The sequence below is a fragment of the Rathayibacter sp. AY1F6 genome (genome assembly GCF_002932035.1).
In the GTDB taxonomy this organism is placed as follows: Bacteria; Actinomycetota; Actinomycetes; order Actinomycetales; family Microbacteriaceae; genus Rathayibacter.
The window spans coordinates 276770-301865 of record NZ_PSVD01000001.1 but is presented as its reverse complement, the minus strand read 5'-3'; the positions used below and the strand labels follow the sequence as shown (position 1 = coordinate 301865).

Genomic DNA, 25096 nt, shown 5'->3' with positions numbered 1-25096 from the left:
CCGTGCCGTCGGCCACCAGGTCACGGCACGGGCGGAGCGCCCTGTTTCGGTCACAATCGAATGAGGTCCCCATCCATGCGACTCCGGAACCGGCTGGGCTGACATGCTCGCCTACATCGTCCGACGCATCCTGCAAGCCGTCCCCGTGCTCATCGGCACCACGTTCCTCATCTACTTCATGGTCTTCTCCATGCCGGGGAACCCGCTCCTGTCGCTCTTCGGCGACAAGACGCCGAGCCCCGCACTCCTCGCCCGCCTCGAGGAGCAGTACCACCTGAACGAGCCCTTCTTCGTCCAGTACCTGTACTACCTGGGAGGCGTCGTCCGCGGCGACTTCGGCATCTCGTTCTCCGGCCAGTCCGTCAACGAGATCCTCGCCCGCACCTTCCCGGTCACCCTGACGCTCGCCATGATGGCGATCGTCATCGAGATCGTCGTCGCGCTGACCATCGGTCTCATCAGCGGTCTGCGCAAGGGCAGCTTCTTCGACGCGAGCGCGCTGGTCGTCAGCCTCCTGCTCGTGTCGGTGCCGATCTTCGTGCTCTGCTTCATCGCGCAGTCCTTCTTCGCGATCCAGCTGGGATGGTTCCCTCCGACCGTCGGAGCCGACGCGTCGTTCCAGAGGCTGCTGCTGCCCGCGATCGTGCTCGCCCTCTTCGTGGTCGCCTCGGCCATCCGCCTCACGCGCGGCTCGGTCATCGAGACGGCCGGCTCGGACTTCGTCCGCACCGCGTACAGCAAGGGGCTCTCGCGACGCCGCGTCATCCCCGTGCACGTCCTGCGCAACTCGCTCATCCCGGTCACGACGCAGTTCGGAGCCGACTTCGGCCTCCTGATCGTCGGCGCGACCGTGACCGAGGGCATCTTCAACGTTCCCGGAGTCGGGAACACGCTCTATCAGGCGATCATCCGAGGTGAGCGGCCGACCGTCGTCTCCTTCGTCACGGTCATGGTGCTGTTCTACCTCGTGGTGAACATCCTCGTCGACCTGCTCTACGCCGTACTCGACCCGAGGATCCGCTATGCCAAATGAGTCCACCGGCGGCGCGCAGAAGGCCCGCCGCATCGACCACTTCGTGGCCCCGCTCGAGGAGACGCCGATCGCGTCGGTCGACGCCGTCAGCCTCGACGAGAAGCCCAGCAACCTCTGGACCGACGCGTGGCGCGACCTGCGCAAGCGGCCCATGTTCTGGATCTCGGGCGTCCTGATCCTCGTCATCATCGCCGTCGCGCTGTTCCCGGGTCTGTTCACCTCGGTGGACCCCCGCCAGTGCGCGCTCTCGTTCAGCAACCAGGGCCCCGGCGACGGCAGCCTGCTCGGCTACACCAAGCAGGGGTGCGACGTCTTCTCGCGGATCATCCACGGCACGTCCACGTCGCTGACCGTCGGCCTCATCGTGATCGTGATCACGACGGTCTCCGGCGTCATCGGCGGCGCTCTGGCCGGCTTCTTCGGCGGCTGGGTCGACACCGTGATCATGCGCCTCGGCGACATCTTCTTCTCGATCCCCTACATCCTCGCCGCGGTCGTCATCATGTCCGTCTTCTCGGCCTACCGGAACGTGTTCGTCATCGCCCTGGCGATCGGCGCGTTCGCCTGGCCGACGACGGCGCGCGTCCTGCGCTCCGAGGTCCTCCGCGTGAAGCAGGCCGACTTCGTCGGCGCCGCCACCGCGACCGGCCTCTCCCGCATGGCGATCCTGTTCCGGCACGTGCTGCCGAACTCGATCGCTCCCGTCATCGTCGTCACGACGATCTCGCTCGGCGCGGCCATCACCGCGGAGGCGACGCTGTCGTTCCTCGGCGTCGGCCTGCCCGGCTCGGTCATGTCGTGGGGCAACGACATCAGCCAGGCCCAGCGCGATCTGCGCACCAACCCGCAGACGCTGATCTACCCGTCGATCGCCCTGACGGTCACGGTGCTGAGCTTCATCCTCCTCGGCGAATCGCTCCGCGACGCGCTCGACCCGAAGGCGAGGGCCCTCCGATGACCGCCACGACACCGAACGCACCGCACGGGCCGCTGCTCGAGGTCACCGACCTCGAGGTCGGCTTCCAGACCGGCAGCGGACTGGTCCCCGCCCTCCGCGGCGTGAGCCTCACGATCGAGCACGGCCAGACCGTCGCGATCGTGGGGGAGTCGGGCTCCGGCAAGTCGACGACCGCCGCCGCGATCATCGGCCTGCTCCCCGGCACCGGCCAGGTCACCGCCGGCTCCGTGCTGTTCGACGGCAAGGACCTCGCGAAGGCGACGAGGACCGAGCTCGAGGGCATCCGCGGCCGCCGGATCGGCTACGTCCCGCAGGACCCGATGTCGAACCTGAACCCCGTGTGGTCGGTCGGCTTCCAGGTCGAGGAGACCATCAAGGCCAACGGCCTCGCGACCGGTCGGAAGGAGGTGCGCGCCAAGGCGATCGAGGTCCTGCAGAACGCGGGCCTCGCCGACGCGGAGAAGCGCCTCAAGCAGTTCCCGCACCAGTTCTCGGGCGGCATGCGCCAGCGCGTGCTGATCGGCATCGGCCTGGCCGCGGCTCCCCAGCTGCTGATCGCCGACGAGCCCACCTCGGCGCTCGACGTCACGGTCCAGCGCCGGATCCTCGACCACCTCGAGACGCTGACGAAGACCGACGGCACCGCGCTGCTCTTCATCACGCACGACCTGGGCCTCGCCGCCGAGCGCGCCGAGAAGCTCATCGTCATGTACAAGGGCCGCATCGTCGAGTCCGGCGCCTCGGTGGAGGTGCTGCAGAACCCGCAGCACCCCTACACGCAGCGCCTGATCGCGGCGGCGCCCAGCCTCGCGTCGCGCCGCATCCAGTCGACGGCCGGCCGGGCCGTGGAGTCGGTCTCCGGCGAGTCGGAGGCCGTGCGCGAGGTCGACCTGGTCGGCGCGGGCGCCGCGCACCACGCCGGCGCGGTCGCCTCGGGCGCCCCGATGATCGAGGTCGACGGCCTCACGAAGGTCTTCAAGATCCGCCGCGGCGGCCTGAAGGCCGAGGACTTCACCGCCGTCGACAACGTGTCGTTCTCGATCCCGAAGGGCACCACCACGGCGCTCGTGGGCGAGTCCGGATCGGGCAAGTCGACGATCGCCCGCCTGGTGCTGGGCCTCGAGACGGCGACGTCCGGAGCGATCTCGATCGCCGGTCGCCGGACAGAGAAGCTCAAGGGCCGCGACATGCTGGCGCTCCGGCGCTCCATGCAGCCGGTGTTCCAGGACCCGTACGGCTCGCTCGACCCGCTGCACAACATCGGCAACACCATCTCGGAGCCGCTGCGGGTGCACAAGGTCGGCGACCGGACGTCGCAGCGCGAGCGCGTCCTCGAGCTGCTCGACCAGGTGTCCCTCCCGCGCGTGATCGCGAGCCGGTACCCGAACGAGCTCTCCGGCGGCCAGCGCCAGCGCGTGGCGATCGCCCGCGCACTCGCGCTGAAGCCGGAGATCGTGGTGCTCGACGAGGCCGTGTCGGCTCTGGACGTCCTCGTCCAGGCGCAGATCCTCCGCCTCCTCGCCGACCTGCAGGCCGAGCTCGGGCTGACCTACCTGTTCATCACGCACGACCTGGCGGTGGTCCGCGTGATCGCCGACGACGTCTGCGTGATGCAGAAGGGCAGGATCGTCGAGCACGCCCCGACGGACACCGTGTTCGACTCGCCGCAGCAGGAGTACACCCGCGAGCTGCTCGACGCCATCCCCGGCGCCGGCATCGAGTTCGCGGTCTGACCGACCGTCACCTGGGCCCCGGCCCCGCCTGGAGCGCTCCTCGGAGCCCTCCGGAGCGGGGATCCGGGGCCCTTCGCCGTGCGGACGCCTCGCTGCGGTACGATGGATGGTCCCCCTTTTGCACGAGAACACGAGACGAGTCCGTATCCATGGCAAGTGCCACCCGCTCCGACCTGCGCAACGTCGCGATCGTCGCCCACGTCGACCATGGCAAGACCACGCTGGTCGACGCCATGCTCAAGCAGACGAACTCCTTCGACGCGCACGCCCACGTGGACGAGCGCGCGATGGACTCCAACGAGCTCGAGCGCGAGAAGGGCATCACGATCCTCGCGAAGAACACCGCTGTCTCGTACAGCGGCAAGCACGCGAGCGACGGTCCCATCACCATCAACGTCATCGACACCCCGGGCCACGCCGACTTCGGCGGCGAGGTCGAGCGCGGCCTGTCGATGGTCGACGGCGTCTGCCTCCTCGTCGACGCGTCCGAGGGCCCGCTGCCCCAGACCCGCTTCGTGCTGCGCAAGGCGCTCGAGGCGAAGCTCCCCGTCATCCTCCTGGTCAACAAGACCGACCGCCCCGACGCGCGCATCGACGAGGTCGTCGCCGAGAGCCAGGACCTGCTCCTCGGCCTCGCCTCGGACATGGCCGACGACGTGCCGGACCTCGACCTCGACGCGATCCTCGACGTCCCCGTGGTCTACGCCTCCGGCAAGGCCGGCCGCGCCTCGGCGAACAAGCCCGAGGACGGCACGCTGCCGGACGCCGAGGACCTGGAGCCGCTGTTCGAGGCGATCCTCAAGCACATCCCCGCGCCGACCTACGACGACGACGCGCCCCTCCAGGCCCACGTCACCAACCTCGACGCGTCGCCGTTCCTCGGCCGTCTCGCCCTCCTCCGCGTCTTCAACGGCACGATCAAGAAGGGGCAGACGGTCGCCTGGGTCCACCACGACGGCACCCACACCAACGCGCGCATCACCGAGCTGCTGATCACCAAGGCGCTCGACCGCTACCCGGCCGAGTCCGCGGGCCCCGGCGACATCGTCGCGATCGCGGGCTTCCCCGAGATCACCATCGGCGAGACCATCGCCGACCCCGAGGACATCCGCCCGCTGCCGGCCATCACGGTCGACGACCCGGCGATCTCGATGACGATCGGCACCAACACCTCGCCGCTCGTCGGCAAGGTGAAGGGCCACAAGCTCACGGCGCGCATGGTCAAGGACCGCCTCGACCGCGAGCTCATCGGAAACGTGTCGCTCAAGATCGTCGACATCGGACGCCCCGACTCGTGGGAGGTCCAGGGCCGCGGCGAGCTCGCGCTGGCCATCCTCGTCGAGCAGATGCGCCGCGAGGGCTACGAGCTGACCGTCGGCAAGCCCCAGGTGGTCACCCGCCAGGTCGACGGCAAGACGCACGAGCCCTTCGAGCACCTCACGATCGACGCCCCGGAGGAGTACCTCGGTGCGATCACGCAGCTCCTCGCCGCCCGCAAGGGCCGCATGGACGGCATGTCGAACCACGGCACCGGCTGGGTCCGCATGGAGTTCATCGTTCCGTCGCGCGGCCTGATCGGCTTCCGCACCGAGTTCCTCACCACCACGCGCGGCACCGGCATCGCGAACGCGATCCTGCACGGCTACGAGCCGTGGGCCGGCGCGATCGTCACCCGCAACAACGGGTCGATCGTCGCGGACCGCAACGGCGTCGTGACCCCGTTCGCCATCATCGCGCTCCAGGAGCGGATGACCTTCTTCGTGAACCCCACCGAGGAGGTCTACGAGGGCATGGTGATCGGCGAGAACTCGCGCAACGACGACATGGACGTGAACATCACCAAGGAGAAGAAGCTGACCAACATGCGTCAGTCCACCTCCGACACCTTCGAGTCGATGACGCCGTCGCGTCAGCTGACGCTCGAGGAGTGCCTCGAGTTCGCCCGCGAGGACGAGTGCGTCGAGGTCACCCCCGAGGTCGTCCGCATCCGCAAGGTGGAGCTCGATGCGAACGCCCGCGCGCGCATGACGAGCCGCCTCAAGAAGCAGGGCTGAGCCCCGGGCGCCTCGGCGCCCGCCCACGACGAGACCGGCCGGAGCGATGCTCCGGCCGGTCTCGTCGTCTCCGCCCGGTGCTGCAGCGTGCAGCGCCGATCCCGTCCCTCGCGGTCCGGATCAGCCCGCCGGACTCGGAGAGGGAGAGGGGGTCGAGGACTCCGCCTCGAGCGTCGAGGTGACGAAGGAGACGAACGCCGCCGCGTCGTCCGGCTTCCCCGTGTACTGCTCGCCGTTCACCAGCACGGTGGGCGTCGACTCGAGCTTCGGCAGCGAGGAGTTAGCGAGGGGGAGCGAGGTGGCCCGCTCGGTCGCGGCCTTCACCCAGGGCCGGAACTCGCCCCCGGTCATGCAGGCGAGGACGTCGTCGTCGGTGACGCCCGCTCCGGTCACCAGCGCCCGTAGAGCGTCGTCGTCGAGGCCCGTCGTCCCCTCCGCCGGCTGCTGCGCGAAGAGCGCCGCGTTCACGGCGAGGAAGCGGTCCGGATCCTCGTCGGCGACGCACGCCGCGGCGTTCGCGGCCCGGCTGGAGTACTCGGAGCCGGCCGAGGAGGAGTCGAGGATCGCCACCGGGTGGATCTCGAGCGTGATCGCCTCCTTCGTCAGCCACGACTGCAGCTGCTCGGCGTTCGCCTTCTCGAACTGCCCGCAGTACGGGCAGAGGTAGTCGACGTAGAGGTCGACGGCGACGACTCCGCCCGCCCGTGTGGCGCTCTCGTCGGTCGGGACGGGGGAGGCTCCCGGAGCGATCGCCGCGCTCGTCGTCGCCGTCACGGCCGAGCCGTCGCCCGCGAGGACGATGCCGTCGCTGAGCATGTTCGCCGGGCCGGCGCTCGCGACCTCCTGCTGCGACCAGACGTTCCAGCAGACCAGGGCCACGACCGCGAGGAGCCCGACGACCGCTCCGCCCTGCCCGAGCAGCCGGTTCCGGCGCCGCCGGCGCCTCTCGGCTTCGCGGCGCTCCCGCGCCTGCGCTCGGGCGAGCTCCTGGCGCTCGCGCTTGGTCAGGCCGCTTCTCGCACTGTTCCCGGACATCGCCGACGACGCTACGGGCGGAGGCTTCGGCGCGCCGTGGAGTGAGCCCGCCGGATCCTGGGACGGAGTGCGGGTCCTCTCAGGGATCAGGCGAAGAGGCCGGAGCCGAGGAAGTCGGTCTCGTCGCGAGCACCGGGCGGCACCGCGAACACGGCCGAGCCGACGTGCTTCACGTACTCGTTCAGTGCGTCCGTCGCGAGGTTCCGCTGCACGGTGACGAACTGCTCCGGGGAGCGCTGGAACGAGAGGAAGAACAGCCCCGCGTTCAGGCGTCCGAGCTCGTCGTTGCCGTCGACGAAGTTGTAGCCGCGCCGCAGGAGCCGCACTCCGTTGTTCACGCTCGGGTGCGCGAGGCGCACGTGCGACTCCTGATCGATCAGCGGGGCACCGGTGGCGCCGGCCGCTGCGAAGTCGGGCTCGGTGGACTCCGTGCCGCCCGAGAGCGGGGCTCCGGACCCCTTGCTGCGGCCGATGACCCGCTCCTGCTCGCCCAACTGGCTGCGGTCCCACGTCTCGATGATCATCCGGATCTTCCGCGCGACCAGGTAGCTGCCGCCGACCATCCACGCGGGGCCGTCGGAGGAGGGGACCCAGACGTGCTCCTGGACGGCGTCGGCCTCCTCGGACTTCACGTTCGCCGTGCCGTCCTTGAAGCCGAACAGGTTGCGCGGAGTCGCCTGGGCGGTGGACGTCGAGGAGGTGCGGCCGAAGCCGAGCTGCGACCAGCGGAGCGAGGCCCGGCCGAACGCGATCCGGCTCAGGTTGCGGATGGCGTGCACGGCGACCTGCGGATCGTCGGCGCAGGCCTGGATGCAGAGGTCGCCGCCGCCGGCCGACGGGACGAGCGCGTCGCCGCGGAAGCGGGGCAGGGCCTGCAGCTGCGGAGGCCGGCGGTCGGCGAGGCCGAAGCGGTCGGCGCCGGACTCGTCCGTGAAGAGGGTGGGTCCGAAGCCGACCGTGACGGTGAGCGACGCGGCGTCGAGCCCGAGCGCCTCCCCGGTGTCCTCCGGGGGAGCCGTGTCCGGCCCGTCCACCGCGCCGTTCTCGCCGACCTCGAAGCCCTGGGTCATCCGGGAGGCGGCGAGCGTCCAGTCCTTCAGGAGCTCGACGAGGTCCTCGCGCGTGGTGCCCGCGGCGAGGTCGAACGCGGCGAAGTGCAGCCGGTCCTGCGCGGCGGTGGTGATGCCCGCCTGGTTCGCGCCGAAGAACGGCACGGTGCGCGGGGCGGAGGAGGCCGTCGCGCTCGCGGACGATGTGACGGCCACCGTGCCGCCCACTCCGGCGGCCAGCCCAGCCGTCCCCGCCGAGACGAGGCCGAGCAGCCCGCGCCGCGAGAGGCGGCGGGGTTCGTCGGCGGGCTGCTCGGACTCCGTCGGCCGGGCTCCCTCGTGCTGCTCGGCGTCCACTATGCGGTCGGCTCCTCGACGCCCAGCACCGTGTGGGTCAGCTGCGAGAGCGGCTCGGAGAGAGCGTTGACCGCGTCCGAGAGCTCCTTCTTCTGCTCCGCGGTGAGAGTGGAGTACGCGGCGAAGCCGGAGTCGATCGAGCCGTACTGCGCGAGCAGAGCGTCGAGCTCGGAGAACCGCTGCGTGATCCGTCCGGTGAGGTCGGCGCCCTCGTCGCCGCTGGCGGTCGCGATCGGCTCGACGTTGCCGAACGCCACCTCCGCGCCCTGGACGTTCGCGGCGAAGTCGGTGAGGTCAGTGCTCGACCACCAGTCCTCCTCGCCCGTGATCTTGCCGGCCGCGACCTCGTCGAGCAGGCCGATGGCGCCGTTCGAGATGTCGCCCACCGACACGGTGAAGCCGGGCGCGTTCACGAGGTCGGCCAGGCTCTGCACGTCGTCGACGAGGCCCTGGCCGAACTGGGCGCGCTGCTCGGGGGTGGAGGGCGCCCAGTCGAGGAGCGCGCTCGTGCCGTCGGAGTTGAGGGCACCCTCCGCGGGGGCCCACAGGTCCTTCTCGATGCGGTGGAAGCCGGTCCAGTCCAGGCCCTCGGCGACGGCGTCGACCTCGCGGTAGTCGATGCGCGGGTCGAGGTCGCCGAACGCCTCCGCGGTCGGCTCGATCCGCTCGTAGAAGACGCGGGTCGACGCGAAGAGGCCGCGCGCCTTCTCGTCGTCGCCTGCCTCGTAGGCCTGCGCGAACTCGGCGACCGCGGGGAGCAGCTCGCCCACCTGCGACTTCACGTACGCCACGTAGTTGGTGACCGCCGCCTCCGTCGCCGCCTTCTCGTCCGCCGACTGTGCGGTGGCCTCACCGGTCACGGTGAACTCGCTCAGCCCGACCGGGGCGCCGACCTGCTGGAACTTGCAGGCGGTGTAGTAGGTGCCCGGCTCGAGCTGAGCGACGTAGGAGACGCTCTGGCCCGGGGTCACGTTCTCCTTCTCGCCCACGATCCGCAGCTTGTCCTCGGCCAGGATCTCGAACTCGTTGACGTCCGAGCCGCCGTTGGTCAGTGAGAACGTCACCGCTCCCGCCTCGGCGGTCGCCGTCGACACCTCGCAGGCGTCGTCCCTGATCGCGACGTCGAGCGCGGCGGAGGAGGAGGACGCGGGAGTGTTCGGCACGCAGCCCGTGAGGATCAGCGCCAGGGCGCCGGCGCCGGCGAGGCCGAGGGTGACGCGGGGGAGGGTGGGACGAGCGCGCGAGGACATGCTTCTCCTGGATCGGGGCGAGTGCGCCGGCGGTGCCGGAGCGGGTCAGACGGAGGTGGGAGCGGGAGCGGCGACCGGGGCCGCGCTGCCCCGTCGCGGGCCGCGCAGGCGGACCTGGCGGACGAACAGGGCACCGACGACGACGAGGTAGAGCAGCCAGGCGGCGAACTGCAGAGCGGTCGGCTCGGGCGTGTAGTTGAAGAGGCCGCCGACCACCGCGGTCACGGGCGGCGGGAGGATCGGGCCGAGCGAGAACAGCGGGGTGCCCCAGCCGGGCAGGAGCGACGCCTCCTGCAGGTCGCCGACGCCGTAGGAGAGGACGCCGGCCGCGACGAGGATGAGGAAGCCGCCCGTCCAGGTGAAGAAGCGCCCGAGGTCGATCCGGACGAAGCCCCGGAAGATCAGGTACGCGATGACGACCGAGCTGAGGATGCCCAGCAGCGCGCCGACCGTGCCGACCCACGCGCTGGATCCCGACCCCGCACTGCTCGAGGACACGCTCGCCCAGACGAAGAGCGCCGTCTCGATGCCCTCGCGGCCGACGCTGATGAAGCCGAGGACCACGATGCCGAGGGCCGAACCCGCGACGGCGCCGTCGAGCCGGGACTCGAGGTCGCCCTTGAGGCTGCGGGCGTTCGCGCCCATCCAGAAGATCATCCAGGTGACCAGGCCGACCGCGAGGATCGAGAGGCCGCCGCCGATGAGCTCCTGAGCCTGGAACGACAGGGTCGAGGGGCCCCAGGTGAGGATCGCACCGGTGACGAGCGAGATCGCGATCGCGGCGGCGATGCCGGTCCAGAGCCGCGGCAGCACGTCGCGCCGGCCGAGCTTGGTCAGGTAGGCCACGAGGATGCCGACCACGAGGCCGGCTTCGAGGCCTTCGCGGAGGCCGATGAGGTAGTTTGCGAGCACGCGTGTTCTCTTGGTCGATGGTGGACGAGGAGGGGGCGACTCCCGCCCCGAGTCGATCCGGTCGGCGGGGCTCCGTTGTTCGGTAAGCCTTGCCTAACCCGGGTCGACTGTAGTCCGCTGCCCGGTCGCTGTCCAGAAGCGCCCGCAGCGGAGGCCGCGCAGGACGAGAGGCGGAGAGTGGACGCGGGCCGGGACGCAGCAGCGGAGCGGGTGGTGGCGGTGCACGCCCACCCCGACGACGAGACGATCACCATGGGCGGGACCCTGGCGCGGCTGGTGGCGCAGGGCGCCTCCGTCACCGTCGTCACCGCCACGCGGGGCGAGTGCGGCGAGGTCATCCCCGAGGACCTCGCTCCGCTCGAGGGCTCGGCCGAGCTGGCCGCGCACCGGACGACCGAGCTCGTCGTCGCCCTGACGGCCCTCGGCGTCGCCGACCACCGCTTCCTCGGCGAGGCCGGCGCCCGCGCACCCGGCCTCGCTCCGCGCGTCTACCGGGACTCCGGCATGCAGTGGGGGCCCGGCCGCGTCCCGGTGCCGCTCGAGCCGGTGCATCCCGCGTCCTTCACCGCCGCGCCCGAGGACGAGGAGGTGGCGGATCTCGTCGCCGTCCTCCGGCAGGTCGACGCGGGCGTCGTGCTGTCCTACGACGCGGGCGGCGGCTACGGCCACCCGGACCACGTCCGCACCGCCCGGGTCGCCGAGCGCGCCGCCGAGCTGCTGGGCCTGCGCTTCCTCGCCGTCCTCCCCGACGCGGCCCCGCCCCTCCCCGGGGACGTCGTGATCGAGCTGTCCGCCGAGGACCACGCCCGCAAGCGCGCGGCCCTCGAGGCGCACGCGACGCAGCTGGTGGTCGACGGCGACGAGGCCCGCCTCTCGAGCGGTCCGCCGTTCCCCATCGGCCGCATCGAGCGCTTCCGCCCGGTCGCGCAGGCGGGGCGTCCGGCGCCGCTGCCGGAGGAGCGTCCGACGCTGGGATCGCGGGTGCTGTCGGGCGTCGCCGGAGTCCTGGTCGGCGCGGTGGTCGGAGCGATCACGACCGTCGCCCATCAGAGCACCGTGTCGGTCGGCGGTGTCGTCCTCCCGGTCGGCCTCGCCGCCTCCCTCGCCGGCGTGCTGCTGCTCCTGCTCGGGCTGCGCCTCGTGCTCATCGACCGGTTCGTCGCGTTCTGCACCGCGATGGGCCTGCTCGGGATGATCGGGCTGCTCGCCCTGCGCAGCACCGGCGGATCCGTCCTCGTCCCGGCGAACGGCCTCGGCGTGGCCTGGACCTTCCTCCCCGCCCTCATCGCCCTGGTCGTGATCGCCTGGCCGCGGCTGCGGGCGGCCGCTCCCGCCGCCGCCCCGCGGCCAGCGGACGCCGACGCCCCGTCGGCCCCCGTACGATAGAGACACTGTTCGAAGGGACCTGGAGCACCGTGACCTACGTGATCGCACTTCCGTGCGTCGATGTCAAAGACCGCGCCTGCATCGACGAGTGCCCGGTCGACTGCATCTACGAAGGCGAGCGCTCGCTCTACATCCACCCGGACGAGTGCGTCGACTGCGGTGCCTGCGAGCCGGTCTGCCCCGTCGAGGCGATCTACTACGAGGACGACCTCCCCGAGGAGTGGTCCGACTACTACAAGGCCAACGTCGAGTTCTTCGACGAGATCGGCTCCCCGGGCGGAGCCGCCAAGGTCGGCGTGATCGCCAAGGACCACCCGGTCATCGCGGCGCTGCCTCCGCAGAGCCACTGAGGCCGCTCCCGTGGCCCTCGGCGCGCTGCCCGACTACCCCTGGGACCTGATGGCGCCCTTCGCCCGCACGGCGGCGGAGCACCCCGGCGGGATCGTCGACCTGTCGATCGGCTCGCCGGTGGACCCGACGCCCGCCCCGATCCGCGACGCGCTCGCCCACGCGACGGACTCGCACGCGTACCCCACGACCGTGGGCACCCCCGCTCTGCGCGAGGCGATCGCCGCCTGGTACGCGCGGCGGCGCGGAGTCGAGGGCCTCGGGATCGACGAGGTCCTGCCGACGATCGGCTCCAAGGAGCTCGTCGCCTGGCTGCCCTTCCTCCTCGGACTCGGGGAGGGGGACGTGGTCGTGCATCCGCGCGCCGCCTACCCGACGTACGCGATGGGCGCGGCGATCGCCGGCGCCGAGGCGCTCGCCTCCGACGACCCCGCCGAGTGGCCTGTGACGACCCGCCTGGTCTGGCTCAACTCTCCCGGCAACCCCGATGGCGCCGTGCTCGACGTGCCCGCCCTGCAGCGCGCCGTCGCGCGTGCCCGTGAGCTGGGCGCTGTGATCGCGGGGGACGAGTGCTACGCCGAGCTCGGCTGGGACGGCCGCTGGGCCGACGAGCCGATCCCGAGCGTCCTCGACCCGCGCGTGGTGGGGGAGGACCGCACCGGGGTCCTCGGCGTCTACTCGCTGAGCAAGCAGTCGAACCTCGCCGGCTACCGCGCCGCCTTCGTCGCCGGGGACGCGGCCCTGATCGCGCGCCTGGTGACCGTCCGCAAGCACGCGGGCATGATCGTGCCCGGTCCGCTGCAGGAGGCGATGATCGTCGCCCTCGCCGACGACGAGCACGTCGCCGCGCAGAAGGAGCGCTACCGCTCCCGCCGCGACCGCCTCCGGCCCGCCCTCGAGTCCGCGGGCTTCCGGATCGACCGCAGCGAGGCCGGCCTCTACCTGTGGGCGACCGAGGGCCGCCCGGCCTGGGAGTCCATCGACCGGCTCGCCCGCCTCGGCGTCCTCGCGGGCCCCGGCGCCTTCTACGGGGAGGGCTTCCCCGAGCACGTGCGCCTCTCGCTGACGGCCTCCGACGAGCGGATCGACGCGGCCGTCGAGCGCCTGTCCGGGGGCCTCTGAGGCGTTCGACCCGGCCGATCCTGGCGGGTTCCGACAAGGCCCCGGCCCCAGCGCTGGGCGATGTCACAGTGCCCCCGCTTTGCCCATAGGCTGTATGTGGTTCGGTCGACGGTGCCTCACGAGGCCCCGGCTGCACCACGATCCAGACCCGGCGCCGCCCGCTCCGCGCGAGCGCTTCCGGGGTGCGACCGCGACGACCTGGGAGGCGTTGTGACCGAATCCGGCACGCAGAGCGACGGAACCGCGACGGTGGGCTCCACGGAGCCCGCGACCGGGAGCGCCACGACGCCGCCTCCCGCGCCGGCGGAGCAGGAGCTCCCCGAGAAGGTCACGCTCACCTTCGGCGACCGCACCGCGGACTTCCCGGTCCTGCGCAGCGTCGACGGCTCCTCGAGCATCGACTTCTCGACCCTGTCGAAGCAGACCGGCTTCATGTCGCTCGACTACGGCTTCGTGAACACGGCGGCGACCAAGTCGCAGATCACCTACATCGACGGCGACCAGGGGATCCTCCGCTACCGCGGCTACCCGATCGAGGAGGTGGCCACCAACGCGACCTACCTCGAGGTGGCCTGGCTCCTCATCTACGGCGAGCTGCCGACGGCCGACGAGCTCGCGGGCTTCGACGAGCGCATCCGCCGCCACACGCTCCTCCACGAGGACCTCAAGCGCTTCTTCGACGCGCTCCCGCACAGCGCGCACCCCATGTCGGTGCTCTCGGCCGGGGTCTCGGCTCTGTCGACGTACTACGAGGACAGCTCCAACCCGAAGGATCCGGAGGCGGTGGAGCTCACCACGATCCGCCTCCTGGCGAAGCTGCCCGTGATGGCGGCGTACGCCCACAAGAAGGCGATCGGCCAGGCGTTCCTCTACCCGGACAACTCGCTGAGCTTCGTCGACAACTTCCTCCGCCTCAACTTCGGAACGATGGCCGAGCAGTACCAGGTCGACCCGGTGCTCTCGAAGGCGCTCGACCGCCTCCTGATCCTCCACGAGGACCACGAGCAGAACGCGTCGACGTCGACCGTCCGCCTCGTCGGCTCCACCGAGGCGAACCTCTACGCCTCCGTCTCGGCCGGCATCAACGCCCTGTTCGGCCCTCTGCACGGCGGAGCGAACGAGGCGGTGCTCACCATGCTCGGCCGGATCCGCGAGTCGGGCGAGAGCGTGTCGACGTTCGTCGAGCGGGTGAAGAACAAGGAGGAGGGCGTGCGCCTGATGGGCTTCGGCCACCGGGTGTACAAGAACTACGACCCGCGCGCGAAGCTGGTCAAGGAGAGCGCCTCCGAGGTCCTGCAGGCCCTCGGCGTGAAGGACCCGCTGCTCGACATCGCGATGGAGCTCGAGGCCCTCGCTCTCGAGGACGACTACTTCAAGGAGCGGCGCCTCTACCCGAACGTCGACTTCTACACGGGCGTCATCTACAAGGCGATGGGCTTCCCGACCCGGATGTTCACCGTCCTCTTCGCGATCGGCCGCCTGCCCGGCTGGATCGCCCACTGGCGCGAGATGAACACCGACAAGCAGACCAAGATCGGCCGCCCGCAGCAGCTCTACATGGGCGCGCCCGAGCGCCACTGGCCGACCGACCGCTGACCGGTCCCCGAGAGCCCGTCCCCGCCGGGGGCGGGCTCTCGCCGTGCGGCGCACCCGCCTCTCGTCGGCCGTCCGAGGCTCGAACCGCTTCTTCGAGGCGGGACGCAGAGCGGCGTGGTCGCCGCGGACTCGATCAGCTCGGATCGTTCCGGGGCGCCGCATGCGGGACCAGCGGCGCCGGACGCCCGCCCTCAGGCGTGCAGGGCGGCGTTCAGCTCGATGCCGGCGCCGGTGCGGGGGAGGACCTCGACGGCCCCGGTGAGGGAGTTGCGGCGGAAGAGCAGGTTCGGCACGCCCGAGAGCTGCACGGCCTTCACCGTCTGCGGGGCGCCGTCGGCGCGCGGCGCTCCGCCGACCACGACGACCTTGGTGCCGGCGGTCACGTAGAGGCCGGCCTCGACGACGGTGTCGTCGCCGAGGGAGATGCCGATGCCCGAGTTCGCACCCAGCAGGGCCCGCGCGCCGATCGAGACGCGCTGCACTCCTCCGCCCGAGAGGGTGCCCATGATGGAGGCGCCGCCGCCGATGTCCGAGCCGTCGCCGACCACGACGCCCTGCGAGATGCGCCCCTCGACCATCGAGCTGCCGAGGGTCCCGGCGTTGAAGTTGACGAAGCCCTCGTGCATCACCGTCGTGCCGGGTGCCAGATGCGCCCCGAGGCGGACGCGCGAGGTGTCCGCGATGCGCACCTTCGCGGGGGTGACGTAGTCGGTCAGCCGCGGGAACTTGTCGATCCCGGTGGCCTGGATGCCGTGGCGCCGGAGCGAGGGGCGCAGGCGGGTGAACGACTCCGGCGAGACCGGACCGGCGTTCGTCCACACCACGTTCGGCAGGTGCGCGAAGACGCCGTCGAGGTTCACCTCGTTGGGGCGGACCAGGAGGTGAGAGAGCAGGTGCAGCCGCAGGTAGGCGTCGGACGTGGAGGCGGGCGGCGCCTGCACGTCGATCTGCAGCGTGACCACGTCGATGCGGACCTCGCGGCGCGGATCCTCGCCGGCCTGCTCCTCGAACTCCGCCGGCACGATCCAGGGGTCGCGGCCGGCCGGGATGGTGCCGAGGCGCGGCTCCGGGAACCAGGTGTCGAGGACGGTGCCGTCGGCGGCCACGGTGGCGAGCCCGTATCCCCAGGCGGAGACGGGCACGGAGGAGTCTGCGGAGTGCTCGAGGGTCATGCCGATCAGGGTAGCGCGGAGCGTCCGGCCGCTACCCTGGGGCGCATGGCCGATCCGACCACCGCCCCTCCGCTCGATCTGCGCACCGATCCGGTCGCCCTGACGCGGATCCTCTGCGACATCCCGTCCGTCTCGGGCGACGAGCTCGAGATCGCGGACGCGGTGCAGTGGGCGCTCGAGCAGTACGACCACCTCGAGGTCATCCGCGACGGCCACACCGTCGTGGCGCGGACGAACCTCGGCCTCGCCCAGCGCGTCGTGATCGCCGGGCACCTCGACACGGTGCCGGTCAACGGCAACCTGCCCGTCGTCGCCGAGACGATCGACGGCGTCGAGCACCTGGTCGGCCGCGGGACCGTCGACATGAAGGCCGGAGTGGCGGTGCAGCTCGTTCTCGCCGCCGAGCTCTCCGATCCGGCCGTCGACATCACCTGGATGTGGTACGACAACGAGGAGATCGCAGCGGACCTCAACGGCCTCGGCCGTCTCTCCCGGCACCGCCCCGACCTCTTCTCCGCCGACTTCGCCGTGCTCGGCGAGCCGACCAGCGGAGCAGTGGAGGGCGGCTGCAACGGGACGCTCCGGGTCGACGTGGTCACCCGCGGCGTCCGCGCCCACTCCGCCCGCAGCTGGGTCGGCGAGAACGCGATCCACGCGGCGGCGCCGATCCTCGACCGCCTCGCCGCCTACGTACCGCGCGAGGTCGAGGTCGAGGGCCTCGTGTACCGCGAGGGCGTCAACGCCGTGCGCGTCACCGGCGGGGTCGCGGGCAACGTGATCCCGGACCTCTGCACGGTGCAGGTCAACTACCGCTTCGCCCCCGACCGGTCCGGGGAGGAGGCGCTCGCCCACCTCGAGGAGCTCTTCGAGGGGTTCGAGGTGACGGTGGACGATCTGGCCGAGGGCGCCCGCCCGGGGCTGGACGCACCTCTGGCCCAGGCCTTCCTCGCGGCCGTCGGAGCCGAGGCGAAGCCCAAGTACGGCTGGACCGACGTCGCGCGGTTCTCCGCCATGGGCATCCCGGCTGTCAACTACGGACCGGGCGACCCGCTCCGGGCCCACGCCGACGACGAGCGCGTGGCGGTGCACGAGATCACCGAGTGCACCGAGGGCCTCCGCCGCTGGCTGACCGCGTCCTCATGAGCGCGACCGCCACGGCCGTCCCCGTCCGCCTCCGCCTGCGCCTGGTCCCGTGGTGGGCGCGGGTCCTCCTGGTGTACATCGCGACCCGCGTGGTCACGACGGTGATCCTGCTGCAGTTCGCCGCGCACCAGCTCGCGAACCCGTGGACCGGACCCTCCCCGTCCTACTCGGCCTTCGCGTCGATGTGGGACGGCCGCTGGTACGAGATCATCGCGGCCACCGGGTACCCCGGCTTCCTGCCGATCACGCAGGACGGGCACGTGGGGGAGAACGCCTGGGCCTTCATGCCGCTCTACCCGGGCGTCGTGAAGGCGCTGATGGCGGTCACCGGCCTCACCTGGGCTCCGGCCGCCGTGACCGTCTCCGTCCTGTGCGGAGCCGGAGCCTGCCTCGTCCTGTACCGCCTCTTCCGGCACTCCCTCGGCGAATCGCAGTCGCTGACGGCGGTGCTGCTGTTCTGCGTGGCGCCGACCTCGCCGCTGATGCAGCTCGCCTACGCGGAGTCGATGGCGATGCTGCTGACCGCGGTCACGCTCCTCCTCCTGGTGCGGCGGCGCTGGCTCGCGGTCGTGCCCGTCGTGCTGCTGCTGGGCCTGACCCGGCCGAGCGGGCTCGCCTTCGCCGCCGCGCTCGGCCTGTACGTCGTCTACCGGTTCGTCCGGCGCCGCACGGAGCCGTTCCCGCGGTCGGAGTGGCTGCCGGCCGTGGGCCTGACGGCGTGGGGGCTCGTGGTCGGCTTCCTCTGGCCCGCCGTGGCGTGGGCCGTCACCGGGTCGATGACCGCGTACACCGACACCGAGCTGGCGTGGCGTGCGGTCTACATCGGCTACCAGGAGCTGCTCCCGCTGACCCCGTGGTTCCAGGGCGGCGCCTGGTGGGGCTCGTGGTGGTTCGGTGCTCCGGCCGTCGGCGTCGTGCTGGTGGTGCTCCTGCTGGCGGCGTTCGTCGGGATCCTCGCCGCACCGTGGACACGGCGGCTCGATCTCTTCAGCCGGGCCTGGGTCGCCGGGTACGGCGTCTACCTGCTGGCGTTCTTCTTCCCGCAGTCGAGCACCTTCCGGCTGCTGGGCCCGATGTTCCCGCTCGTCGGAGCGCTGGCGGTGCCGCGCTCGCCGGTCTTCCGCGTCGCGCTGGTCCTGCTCGGGATCGGCGGCCAGATCGTCTGGATCTCGATCTGCTGGGCCGTCGCCGGATCGGACTGGACTCCGCCGTGATCGTGCCGCGCGCCCGCCCGGCGCGGTGCTCCTCCGGGGACTCCCGACTCCCGCACGGGTATGCTCGTCGGAATGTCTCCCCTCACGCCAGCCGGTGAGCCGCGACACGCGTCGCCCCTCCTCCGGCCGACCCGCCGGCGAGCCGCGGCGACACCCGCCCGCTCCCCGCTGACGACCCCCTCCGCCTCCTCGACGGACCGCGGGCCTCTCGCGTGAGCGCCACCGCGATCGCGCCGGAGACGGAGGACGCCTCTCCGTCCCGCTCCCGCTGGGGTCTGCTCCGGAGGATCCCGTGGTGGATCCAGGTGCTCCTGGTCTTCGCCGTGTCCCGCGTCGTCACGACCGTGATCATGCTCCGTGTCGGCGCCGTGCGTCAGGGCGTCGAGTGGACGGGACTCCGCGACACCTACGTCCGGTTCGCGACGACGTGGGACGGCGGCTGGTACGAGCGGATCGGGATGACGGGGTACCCGTCGGTCCTGCCGCTCTCGCCGTCCGGAGCCGTGGAGCAGAACCCCTGGGCGTTCATGCCCGTCTACCCGTTCACCGTCCGCGGCCTGATGAACATCACCGGGCTCGACTGGGCGAACGCGGCGGTGCTCGTCGCCCTGGTCTGCAGTGCAGCGGCGTGCCTGGTGATCTACCGGCTGTTCCGCGTCTCGCTCAGCGAGGGCCAGGCGCTGATGGGGATCGTCTTCTTCTGCGTCGCTCCGACGTCCCCGATCCTGCAGATCGGCTACGCGGAGTCCGGCGGCATCCTCCTGTCGGCCGTGCTGCTCCTCCAGCTGGTGCGCCGCAAGTGGATCTGGACGTTTCCCGTCGTGCTGGTCGTGGGGCTCCTGCGCCCGAGCGGTCTCGCGATCGCGGCGATGACGGGCCTCTACTTCCTCTACCGCGTCTGGCGGCACGTGCGCGGCACCGAGCCGTTCGCCCGCCGGGAGTTCGCCTTCACGGTCTCCCTCACGGTCTGGTCCCTCGCGGTGGGGTTCGCCTGGCTGCTCATAGCCTGGGCCGTGACCGGCTCCTTCACCGCCTACACCGACACCGAGCTCGCCTGGCGCAGCGTCTTCATCGGCGAGGGCGAGCTCATCCCCTTCACCTCCTGGTTCGCCGGTGGAGGCTGGTGGGGAGGCCTCTGGTTCGGCTCGCCGATCACGGGCATGGGCATCACCGTCGTGGTGGTGCTCGGATTCCTGGCGATCCTGTTCTCGCGGGCCACGCGCAGCCTCGACGTCTTCTCGCGGCTCTGGGTCGGCGGCTACGCGATCTACCTCTTCGCGTTCTTCTACCCGCAGTCGAGCACGTTCCGCATCCTGATGCCGATGTTCCCGCTGGCCGGGGCGCTCGCGGTGCCGCGGTCGACTCTCCTGAGGGTGTTCGTGGTGGCCGCATCGATCGTCGGGCAAATCGTCTGGGTGCTGCTGTGCTGGGTGTTCACCCCGGGCGACTGGTCCCCGCCGTGATCGGCTGACGCCCGACTTCCGGGCGCGGTTCGGAACACCCCCGCGGATGCACGATAATAGGGGGATACGTCACGAAAGGGGAACTCTATGGCGGCCATGAAGCCGAGGACCGGAGACGGACCGATGGAGGCTGTTAAGGAGGGCCGACTCATCGTCGTGCGCGTTCCGCTCGAAGGAGGCGGACGCCTCGTCGTCTCGGTCAACGATGCAGAGGCGAAAGAGCTGCACGACGCGCTCGCGTCGGTGGTGTCTCCCGCCTGATCCGCACCGTCGTGAACGCCCGTCGCACACCGTGCGGCGGGCGTTCCGTCTTTCCTCGGTCGGCCGCGCTCGTCAGGCGCGGCGCTTGTTGGCCTGCAGCAGGCCGTCGCCGATCGGCGAGAGCACGCTGACCACGGCGGGGGAGGCGCAGACCTCGGCCACCAGCGTGCGGAACGCCGTCGCGATCTCGTCGCGCTGCGCGGGGTTGGCCACGCGTCCGCGCCAGAGCGCGTGGGGGACGAGGACCGTCCCGCCCGGACGGACGAGCCGCAGCGCGTGCTCGACGTTCTCGATGACCTGCAGCGGATCGCCGTCGACGAAGACGATGTCGTAGGAGTTCTCGTTCATCCGGGGCAGCACCTCGAGGGCGCGGCCCGGGATGAGCCGCAGCCGGTTGGGCGAGATGCCCGCCTCGTGGAACTGGGCGCGCGCGTGCTGCTGGTGCACGGCCTCGGAGTCGATCGAGGTGAGCATCGCCTCGGGGGCGCCGTCGAGCAGCCACAGGCCGCTCACTCCGGTGCCGGTGCCGATCTCGATGATGGAGGTCGCGCGCGCCGCGGCGGCGACCAGCGCGGCCTGCGCTCCGATCGAGGGGGAGACGGCGTCGATGCCCAGCTCGACCGAGAGCCGGCGGGCCGAGGCGATGGCCTCCGACTCGACGACCGCGTCCTCGGCGTACTTCCAGTTGGCATCCTTGTCGGACACGGGGGCGCTCCTCTGATCGGTGCACCGAGCGGATCGCGCCCGGGCATCGTCAGGGTACGGTGGCGCGCGGGCTCCGCGAGGGAGGCGCGGCGGGTTAGTGTTGTCCTCGTGTTCGGTCTGACGTTCGACAAGCTCCTCATCATCGGGGTCATCGCTGTCTTCGTGCTGGGTCCCGACCGCCTCCCGCACTACGCCGCCCAGCTCGGGCAGCTCGTGCGCAAGGTGCGCGGATTCGCCACGCAGGCCCGGGAGCGCGTCAAGGACGAGATGGGCGACGAGTTCAACGACGTCGACTGGAAGAAGCTCGACCCGCGCCAGTACGATCCCCGCCGCATCATCCGCGACGCCCTGCTCGAGGACGATCCGGCCCCCACCGTGAAGCCGCCCACCGCTGTCGCCGCTCCGGTCGTGCCGGGCGGCACCGGCTCCGCGCAGGACAGCTACTACACGACGATGCAGCGCTCCGTCTCGTCCGGCACGCTCTCGAGCGTCGCGCCGCCGCCGATCGACTCCGAGGCCACCTGAGCCCTGCTCCGCGAGGAGCGTCGGGCGGGCGTCTCGACCGACGCCGCCCGCACGAAGCCGCGCGGAGGCGTCAGCCGACGGCGAGCGGAAGACGACGGCCGGTCAGTCCCCGCGGCCGCGCGGCGAGCGTCGCCGCCAGGGCGTCGATCGCCCGGGCGGCAGGATCCTCCGGATCGCCGACGACGACGGGCACGCCCTCGTCGCCCCCTGCCCGCAGCGCCACGGAGATCGGCAGCGACGCGAGCAGCGGCACCTCGTCGCCCGTCGCAGTGAGCCGACGCGCGACCTCGGCCCCGCCTCCGCTGCCGAAGAGCTCCAGCACCGAGCCGTCGGGCTGCGGAAGCCCCGACATGTTCTCGACCACTCCGACGATGCGCTGACCCGATTGGCGGGCGAGCGCGCCGCTGCGCTCGGCCACGTCGGCGGCCGCCGGCTGCGGGGTGGTGACGATGAGGACCTCCGCATGCGGGAGCAGCTGCCCGATGGAGATCGCCACATCCCCCGTGCCGGGAGGCAGGTCGAGCAGGAGCACGTCGAGGTCGCCGAAGTACACGTCGGTGAGGAACTGGGAGATGGTGCGGTGCAGCATGGGTCCGCGCCAGGAGACGGCCGCCCCCCGGGTGTCGCCCTCGAGGAACATCCCGATCGAGATGACCTTCACGCCGTGCGCCACCGGCGGCAGCATCAGCTCGCCGACGCGGGTGGGCCCCGCGACGCGCCCGTCGTGCATCAGGCCGAGCAGGCCGGGGATGGAGAAGCCGTGCACGTCGGCGTCCACGAGGCCGACCGCGAGCCCCCGCTGAGCGAGGGCGACCGCGAGGTTGGCGGTGACGGTCGACTTGCCGACACCGCCCTTGCCGCTGGTGACCGCGTACACGCGGGTGAGCGAGTCCGGGCCGAAGGGCATGCTCCGGCGCCCGCCTTGGAGGCGCTCGGTGAGGGCGGTGCGCTGCGCCGGCGTCATGACTCCGACCACGACGTCGACCGCCGTGACTCCGGGAGCCGAGGCCGCGGCCTCGCGCACGTCGCGCTCGATCGCGGAGGCGGCCGGGCAGCCGACGATGGTCAGCCGGATCGCGACGCGGACGGCTCCGTCGGCCCCCGCCTCGACCGACTCGAGCATGTCGAGCTCGGTGATGGGCTTCCGGATCTCCGGATCGACGACGCGGGCCAGCGCCGTCCTGACGGCGGTCTCGATGGCGGCGACGTCAGGCATCGCGCCGCTCGGGCTCCTGCGCCCGATCCTTCTCGAGCTCCTCGAGCAGGCCGCGCAGCTCCGAGCGGATGAAGTCCTTGCTCGCCATGTCGCGGATCGCCAGGCGCAGGGCCACGACCTCGCGCGCGAGGTACTCGGTGTCCGCGAGGTTGCGCTCGGCCCGCTGACGGTCCTGCTCGATCTGCACGCGGTCGCGGTCGTCCTGGCGGTTCTGCGCGAGCAGCAGCAGCGGCGCGGCGTAGGAGGCCTGCAGGGAGAGGATCAGCGTCAGCACCGTGAAGCCGAGGGCCTGCGAGTCGAAGCGCGCGTCCGCGGGCCCGTAGGTGTTGAACATCAGCCAGAAGACGCAGAAGATCGTCATCCCGACCAGGAACCACGGCGTGCCCATGCCGCGGGCGAACGACTCGGTCAGGCGGCCGAAGCGGTCGCTGCTCGGGCGGTTCCGCCGCGAGAGGACGCGGGTGCGCAAGCCCTTGGGAGCGTCGAGGCGCCGGTCCTGCTTGGTGTCCCTAGCCACGCGCGCCCCTCCGTCCCCGTCGTGTCCTGCCTGTCGCCGCGGGTGCCGGCGGCACGAGCGGGACGCCCTGCGTCGCCGTCGTCACCGGCTTCCTCGGTTCGTCGTCGTCGCCGTGGCTGCGCCAGTCGTCGGGGAGGAGGTAGTCGAGGACGTCGTCGATGGTCACGACGCCGACGAGGCGGTGGGACGCGTCGACGACGGGCACCGAGACGAGGTTGTAGCTGGCCAGGATCCGGGCGACCTCGGCCGCCGAGGTCTCGGGCGTGATCGGGTCCATGCTCTGGTCGAGCAGGGTGCCGAGGCGCTCGTGCGGCGGGTAGCGGAGCATCCGCTGGAAGTGCACCATGCCGAGGAAGCGGCCGGTCGGCGGCTCGTAGGGCGGCAGTGTGACGCAGACGGCGGCGCCGAGGGCCGGGGCGAGCTCGTGGCGGCGGATGAGGGCGAGACCCTCGGCGACGGTCGCCTCGGAGGAGACGATGATCGGCTCCGTGGTCATCAGACCGCCGGCGGACTCCGGGGCGTAGGTGAGGAGCATGCGGACGTCGTCCGCCTCCTCGGGCTCCATCAGCTCCAGGAGCGCCTCGCCGCGCTCCTCCGAGAGCTGGGCGATCAGGTCGGCCGCGTCGTCCGGCTGCATCTGGTCGAGCACATCGGCGGCGCGGTCGTCGTCGAGCCGGCCGAGGATCTCGACCTGCTCGCTCTCGGGCATCTCCTCGAGCACGTCCGCGAGGCGGTCGTCCGAGAGCTCGCCGGCGACCTCGAGCATCCGCTGCTGCGGCAGATCGAGGAGCGTGCTGGCGAGGTCGGCGGGCTTGAGCTCGGAGAGGCTGGCGACGTACTGCTCGGCGGACTGCGCCTCGGTCGAGACGCTCTCGCGGACCTCGCGCCAGCCGGCGAAGGCGGTCGCGCCCTTGGCGAAGGGGGAGGGGCTGGTCTTGGGCCGGCGGACGAAGAGCTGCGCGAGCTCCCACTCGCCGGGAGCGGCCTCCTCGATCGCGACGTCCTCGACGACCGCGTCACCGGAGCCGTCCACGAAGGTCACCCGGCGGCCGAGGAGCTCGGCGATGACGCGGACCTCGCCGCCCCGTTGCTCGAAGCGGCGCACGTTGATGAGCCCGGTGGTGATGATCTGGCCGCTGCCGATGCTGGTGACCCGGCCGATCGACACGAAGACGCGACGGCGCCCGGGGATCTCGACCACCAGGCCGACCACCCGCGGGGCGTCGTTCTGCCGGTAGACCAGGAGCACGTCGCGGACCTTGCCGACGCGATCGCCGGCCGGGTCGAAGACACTGCATCCGGCCAAGCGCGCGACGAAGACTCTGGCGGAACTCACGGCTACAAACCTAGTCCCGTGCAGCCGGGCGGACGCCGAGCGTTCCCGGCTCGCCCTCGGCCGGTTCTCCGAATCCGTTCAGAGACCTTCAAGTGGCCTGTGCGATTCTGTCCGGGTGACTCAGCAGACGCCGTTCAGCGGCCGAGGGCCGGCCTTCCCCACGATCCCGCGCGGGGAGATCCTCGCCACGTTCGACACGTACCAGGAGGCGCAGGCCGCCGTCGACGTGCTCGCCCGCGCCGACTTCCCGGTGCGCCAGCTCGCCATCATCGGCAACGAGCTCAAGAGCGTCGAGCGGGTGACCGGCAAGCTCACCTGGGGCCGCGTCGCTCTCGCCGGAGCGGCCTCCGGCGCCTGGCTCGGTGTCTTCCTGGGCCTCCTGCTCATCATCTTCTCGCCGACGACGGAGTTCTCCTTCCTCATCGCGGCGGTCCTCCTCGGCGCCGGCTTCGGGATGCTCTTCGGGCTCGCCTCCTACGCCGTGAACCGCCGCCGTCGCGACTTCACCTCGACCATGCAGGTGATCGCGACCAGCTACTCCGTGCTCGTGGACCCCGAGGTGGTCAACCGCGCGCGCAACCTGCTCGACGGCGGCACCTCCCCGGCGGAGGCGCCGCAGACGGCCTGGGCTCCGCCGCCCGCCGCGGTCGGCGACCCCCAGCCGCAGCCCGTCCGCCCCGAGGACGACCCGCGCTGACGATCCTCCACGAA

Annotated in this window: 23 protein-coding genes; 14 read left to right on the top strand and 9 right to left on the bottom strand. The window is 71.6% G+C overall.

What is annotated here, in order from left to right; all coding sequences use genetic code 11:
- Positions 1-103 precede the first annotated feature (103 nt).
- The 4 genes from C5C44_RS01405 to typA all read left to right on the top strand — a co-directional run bounded on the left by C5C44_RS01405 (position 104) and on the right by typA (position 5778).
- The gene (locus C5C44_RS01405) at positions 104-1033 is read left to right on the top strand and encodes an ABC transporter permease (protein WP_104222975.1); all 930 of its coding nucleotides are present in this window, start codon (positions 104-106) and stop codon (positions 1031-1033) included.
- A complete protein-coding gene (locus tag C5C44_RS01400; RefSeq protein WP_104222976.1) occupies positions 1023-1991 on the top strand; it encodes an ABC transporter permease in 969 nt (322 codons plus the stop codon). Before C5C44_RS01405 ends, C5C44_RS01400 begins: the two co-directional genes overlap by 11 nt.
- The gene (locus C5C44_RS01395; protein WP_104335117.1) at positions 1988-3724 is read left to right on the top strand and encodes an ABC transporter ATP-binding protein; all 1737 of its coding nucleotides are present in this window, start codon (positions 1988-1990) and stop codon (positions 3722-3724) included. The genes C5C44_RS01400 and C5C44_RS01395 overlap by 4 nt, the downstream gene beginning before the upstream one ends.
- A 149-nt stretch (positions 3725-3873) precedes the next feature.
- Positions 3874-5778 (top strand): translational GTPase TypA, encoded by a 1905-nt coding sequence (typA, locus tag C5C44_RS01390; protein WP_104222978.1) that lies wholly within the window; start codon positions 3874-3876, stop codon positions 5776-5778.
- Positions 5779-5898: 120 nt separating this feature from the next.
- Here the strand turns inward: typA and C5C44_RS01385 are convergent, their stop codons facing one another.
- From C5C44_RS01385 to efeU, 4 genes are all read right to left on the bottom strand, one after another.
- The gene (locus tag C5C44_RS01385; protein WP_104335116.1) at positions 5899-6813 is read right to left on the bottom strand and encodes a thioredoxin domain-containing protein; all 915 of its coding nucleotides are present in this window, start codon (positions 6811-6813) and stop codon (positions 5899-5901) included.
- Between the two features lie 86 nt (positions 6814-6899).
- On the bottom strand, positions 6900-8219 hold the full coding sequence (gene efeB, locus C5C44_RS01380; protein ID WP_104335115.1) for an iron uptake transporter deferrochelatase/peroxidase subunit: 1320 nt from the start codon (positions 8217-8219) through the stop codon (positions 6900-6902).
- Entirely contained in the window at positions 8219-9469 is a 1251-nt protein-coding gene (gene efeO / locus C5C44_RS01375) for an iron uptake system protein EfeO (RefSeq protein ID WP_104335114.1), read from the bottom strand. Before efeO ends, efeB begins: the two co-directional genes overlap by 1 nt.
- Positions 9470-9514: 45 nt before the next feature.
- Positions 9515-10381, bottom strand: a complete 867-nt coding sequence (gene efeU, locus C5C44_RS01370; protein WP_104232741.1) for an iron uptake transporter permease EfeU — start codon at positions 10379-10381, stop codon at positions 9515-9517.
- 177 nt (positions 10382-10558) lie between these two features.
- Between efeU and C5C44_RS01365 the strand changes: the two genes are divergently transcribed.
- From C5C44_RS01365 to C5C44_RS01350, 4 genes are all read left to right on the top strand, one after another.
- A complete protein-coding gene (locus tag C5C44_RS01365; protein WP_146084281.1) occupies positions 10559-11767 on the top strand; it encodes a PIG-L family deacetylase in 1209 nt (402 codons plus the stop codon).
- Positions 11768-11796: 29 nt separating this feature from the next.
- Positions 11797-12117 (top strand): ferredoxin, encoded by a 321-nt coding sequence (gene fdxA / locus C5C44_RS01360; RefSeq protein ID WP_104222984.1) that lies wholly within the window; start codon positions 11797-11799, stop codon positions 12115-12117.
- Positions 12118-12127: 10 nt separating this feature from the next.
- Positions 12128-13237 (top strand): succinyldiaminopimelate transaminase, encoded by a 1110-nt coding sequence (gene dapC, locus C5C44_RS01355; RefSeq protein WP_104335113.1) that lies wholly within the window; start codon positions 12128-12130, stop codon positions 13235-13237.
- Between the two features lie 210 nt (positions 13238-13447).
- Positions 13448-14833, top strand: coding sequence for a citrate synthase (locus C5C44_RS01350; protein WP_244229452.1), 1386 nt, complete (start codon positions 13448-13450; stop codon positions 14831-14833).
- 191 nt (positions 14834-15024) lie between these two features.
- Here the strand turns inward: C5C44_RS01350 and dapD are convergent, their stop codons facing one another.
- Positions 15025-16005 (bottom strand): 2,3,4,5-tetrahydropyridine-2,6-dicarboxylate N-succinyltransferase, encoded by a 981-nt coding sequence (gene dapD / locus C5C44_RS01345; RefSeq protein WP_104335112.1) that lies wholly within the window; start codon positions 16003-16005, stop codon positions 15025-15027.
- A 45-nt stretch (positions 16006-16050) separates the two neighbouring features.
- On the opposite strand from dapD, the gene dapE reads away from it, so the two are divergent.
- The 4 genes from dapE (at position 16051) to C5C44_RS01325 (ending at position 20086) form a co-directional block, all read left to right on the top strand.
- A complete protein-coding gene (gene dapE / locus C5C44_RS01340; protein WP_104335111.1) occupies positions 16051-17148 on the top strand; it encodes a succinyl-diaminopimelate desuccinylase in 1098 nt (365 codons plus the stop codon).
- Positions 17145-18362, top strand: coding sequence for a hypothetical protein (locus C5C44_RS01335; protein WP_258066599.1), 1218 nt, complete (start codon positions 17145-17147; stop codon positions 18360-18362). Before dapE ends, C5C44_RS01335 begins: the two co-directional genes overlap by 4 nt.
- A 212-nt stretch (positions 18363-18574) precedes the next feature.
- Complete coding sequence (locus C5C44_RS01330) at positions 18575-19825, top strand: hypothetical protein (RefSeq protein ID WP_104335110.1); 1251 nt, start codon at positions 18575-18577, stop codon at positions 19823-19825.
- Between the two features lie 87 nt (positions 19826-19912).
- Entirely contained in the window at positions 19913-20086 is a 174-nt protein-coding gene (locus C5C44_RS01325; RefSeq protein ID WP_068208299.1) for a DUF3117 domain-containing protein, read from the top strand.
- 72 nt (positions 20087-20158) lie between these two features.
- On the opposite strand, the gene C5C44_RS01320 is transcribed toward C5C44_RS01325, so the two are convergent.
- Positions 20159-20791 carry an O-methyltransferase gene (locus C5C44_RS01320; protein WP_104222989.1) on the bottom strand — a complete coding sequence of 211 codons (633 nt, stop codon included), beginning with the start codon at positions 20789-20791 and terminating at the stop codon, positions 20159-20161.
- Positions 20792-20899: 108 nt separating this feature from the next.
- Here C5C44_RS01320 and C5C44_RS01315 point away from each other — a divergent pair, with 108 nt between their 5' ends.
- The gene (locus C5C44_RS01315; protein WP_146076468.1) at positions 20900-21316 is read left to right on the top strand and encodes a twin-arginine translocase TatA/TatE family subunit; all 417 of its coding nucleotides are present in this window, start codon (positions 20900-20902) and stop codon (positions 21314-21316) included.
- Between the two features lie 70 nt (positions 21317-21386).
- On the opposite strand, the gene C5C44_RS01310 is transcribed toward C5C44_RS01315, so the two are convergent.
- Genes C5C44_RS01310 through C5C44_RS01300 form a run of 3 tightly spaced genes read right to left on the bottom strand, consistent with a single transcriptional unit; the run spans position 21387 to position 24385 of the window.
- Entirely contained in the window at positions 21387-22532 is a 1146-nt protein-coding gene (locus C5C44_RS01310; protein WP_104222990.1) for an Mrp/NBP35 family ATP-binding protein, read from the bottom strand.
- Complete coding sequence (locus tag C5C44_RS01305) at positions 22525-23049, bottom strand: DUF1003 domain-containing protein (protein ID WP_104222991.1); 525 nt, start codon at positions 23047-23049, stop codon at positions 22525-22527. The genes C5C44_RS01310 and C5C44_RS01305 overlap by 8 nt, the downstream gene beginning before the upstream one ends.
- Complete coding sequence (locus C5C44_RS01300; protein ID WP_104222992.1) at positions 23042-24385, bottom strand: magnesium transporter MgtE N-terminal domain-containing protein; 1344 nt, start codon at positions 24383-24385, stop codon at positions 23042-23044. Before C5C44_RS01300 ends, C5C44_RS01305 begins: the two co-directional genes overlap by 8 nt.
- Positions 24386-24500: 115 nt before the next feature.
- Here C5C44_RS01300 and C5C44_RS01295 point away from each other — a divergent pair, with 115 nt between their 5' ends.
- Positions 24501-25082, top strand: coding sequence for a general stress protein (locus C5C44_RS01295; RefSeq protein ID WP_258063423.1), 582 nt, complete (start codon positions 24501-24503; stop codon positions 25080-25082).
- Positions 25083-25096: the final 14 nt, after the last annotated feature.

What these genes read in the sequence shown, in the direction of transcription:
- C5C44_RS01335 (WP_258066599.1), top strand. Translation starts at nt 17,145, where the DNA reads ATGAGCGCGACCGCCACGGCCGTCCCCGTCCGCCTCCGCCTGCGCCTG.
- C5C44_RS01400 (WP_104222976.1), top strand. Translation starts at nt 1,023, where the DNA reads ATGCCAAATGAGTCCACCGGCGGCGCGCAGAAGGCCCGCCGCATCGAC.
- C5C44_RS01405 (WP_104222975.1), top strand. Translation starts at nt 104, where the DNA reads ATGCTCGCCTACATCGTCCGACGCATCCTGCAAGCCGTCCCCGTGCTC.
- C5C44_RS01325 (WP_068208299.1), top strand. Translation starts at nt 19,913, where the DNA reads ATGGCGGCCATGAAGCCGAGGACCGGAGACGGACCGATGGAGGCTGTT.
- efeO (WP_104335114.1), bottom strand. Translation starts at nt 9,469, where the DNA reads ATGTCCTCGCGCGCTCGTCCCACCCTCCCCCGCGTCACCCTCGGCCTC.
- C5C44_RS01310 (WP_104222990.1), bottom strand. Translation starts at nt 22,532, where the DNA reads ATGCCTGACGTCGCCGCCATCGAGACCGCCGTCAGGACGGCGCTGGCC.
- C5C44_RS01395 (WP_104335117.1), top strand. Translation starts at nt 1,988, where the DNA reads ATGACCGCCACGACACCGAACGCACCGCACGGGCCGCTGCTCGAGGTC.
- typA (WP_104222978.1), top strand. Translation starts at nt 3,874, where the DNA reads ATGGCAAGTGCCACCCGCTCCGACCTGCGCAACGTCGCGATCGTCGCC.
- C5C44_RS01385 (WP_104335116.1), bottom strand. Translation starts at nt 6,813, where the DNA reads ATGTCCGGGAACAGTGCGAGAAGCGGCCTGACCAAGCGCGAGCGCCAG.
- dapD (WP_104335112.1), bottom strand. Translation starts at nt 16,005, where the DNA reads ATGACCCTCGAGCACTCCGCAGACTCCTCCGTGCCCGTCTCCGCCTGG.
- dapE (WP_104335111.1), top strand. Translation starts at nt 16,051, where the DNA reads ATGGCCGATCCGACCACCGCCCCTCCGCTCGATCTGCGCACCGATCCG.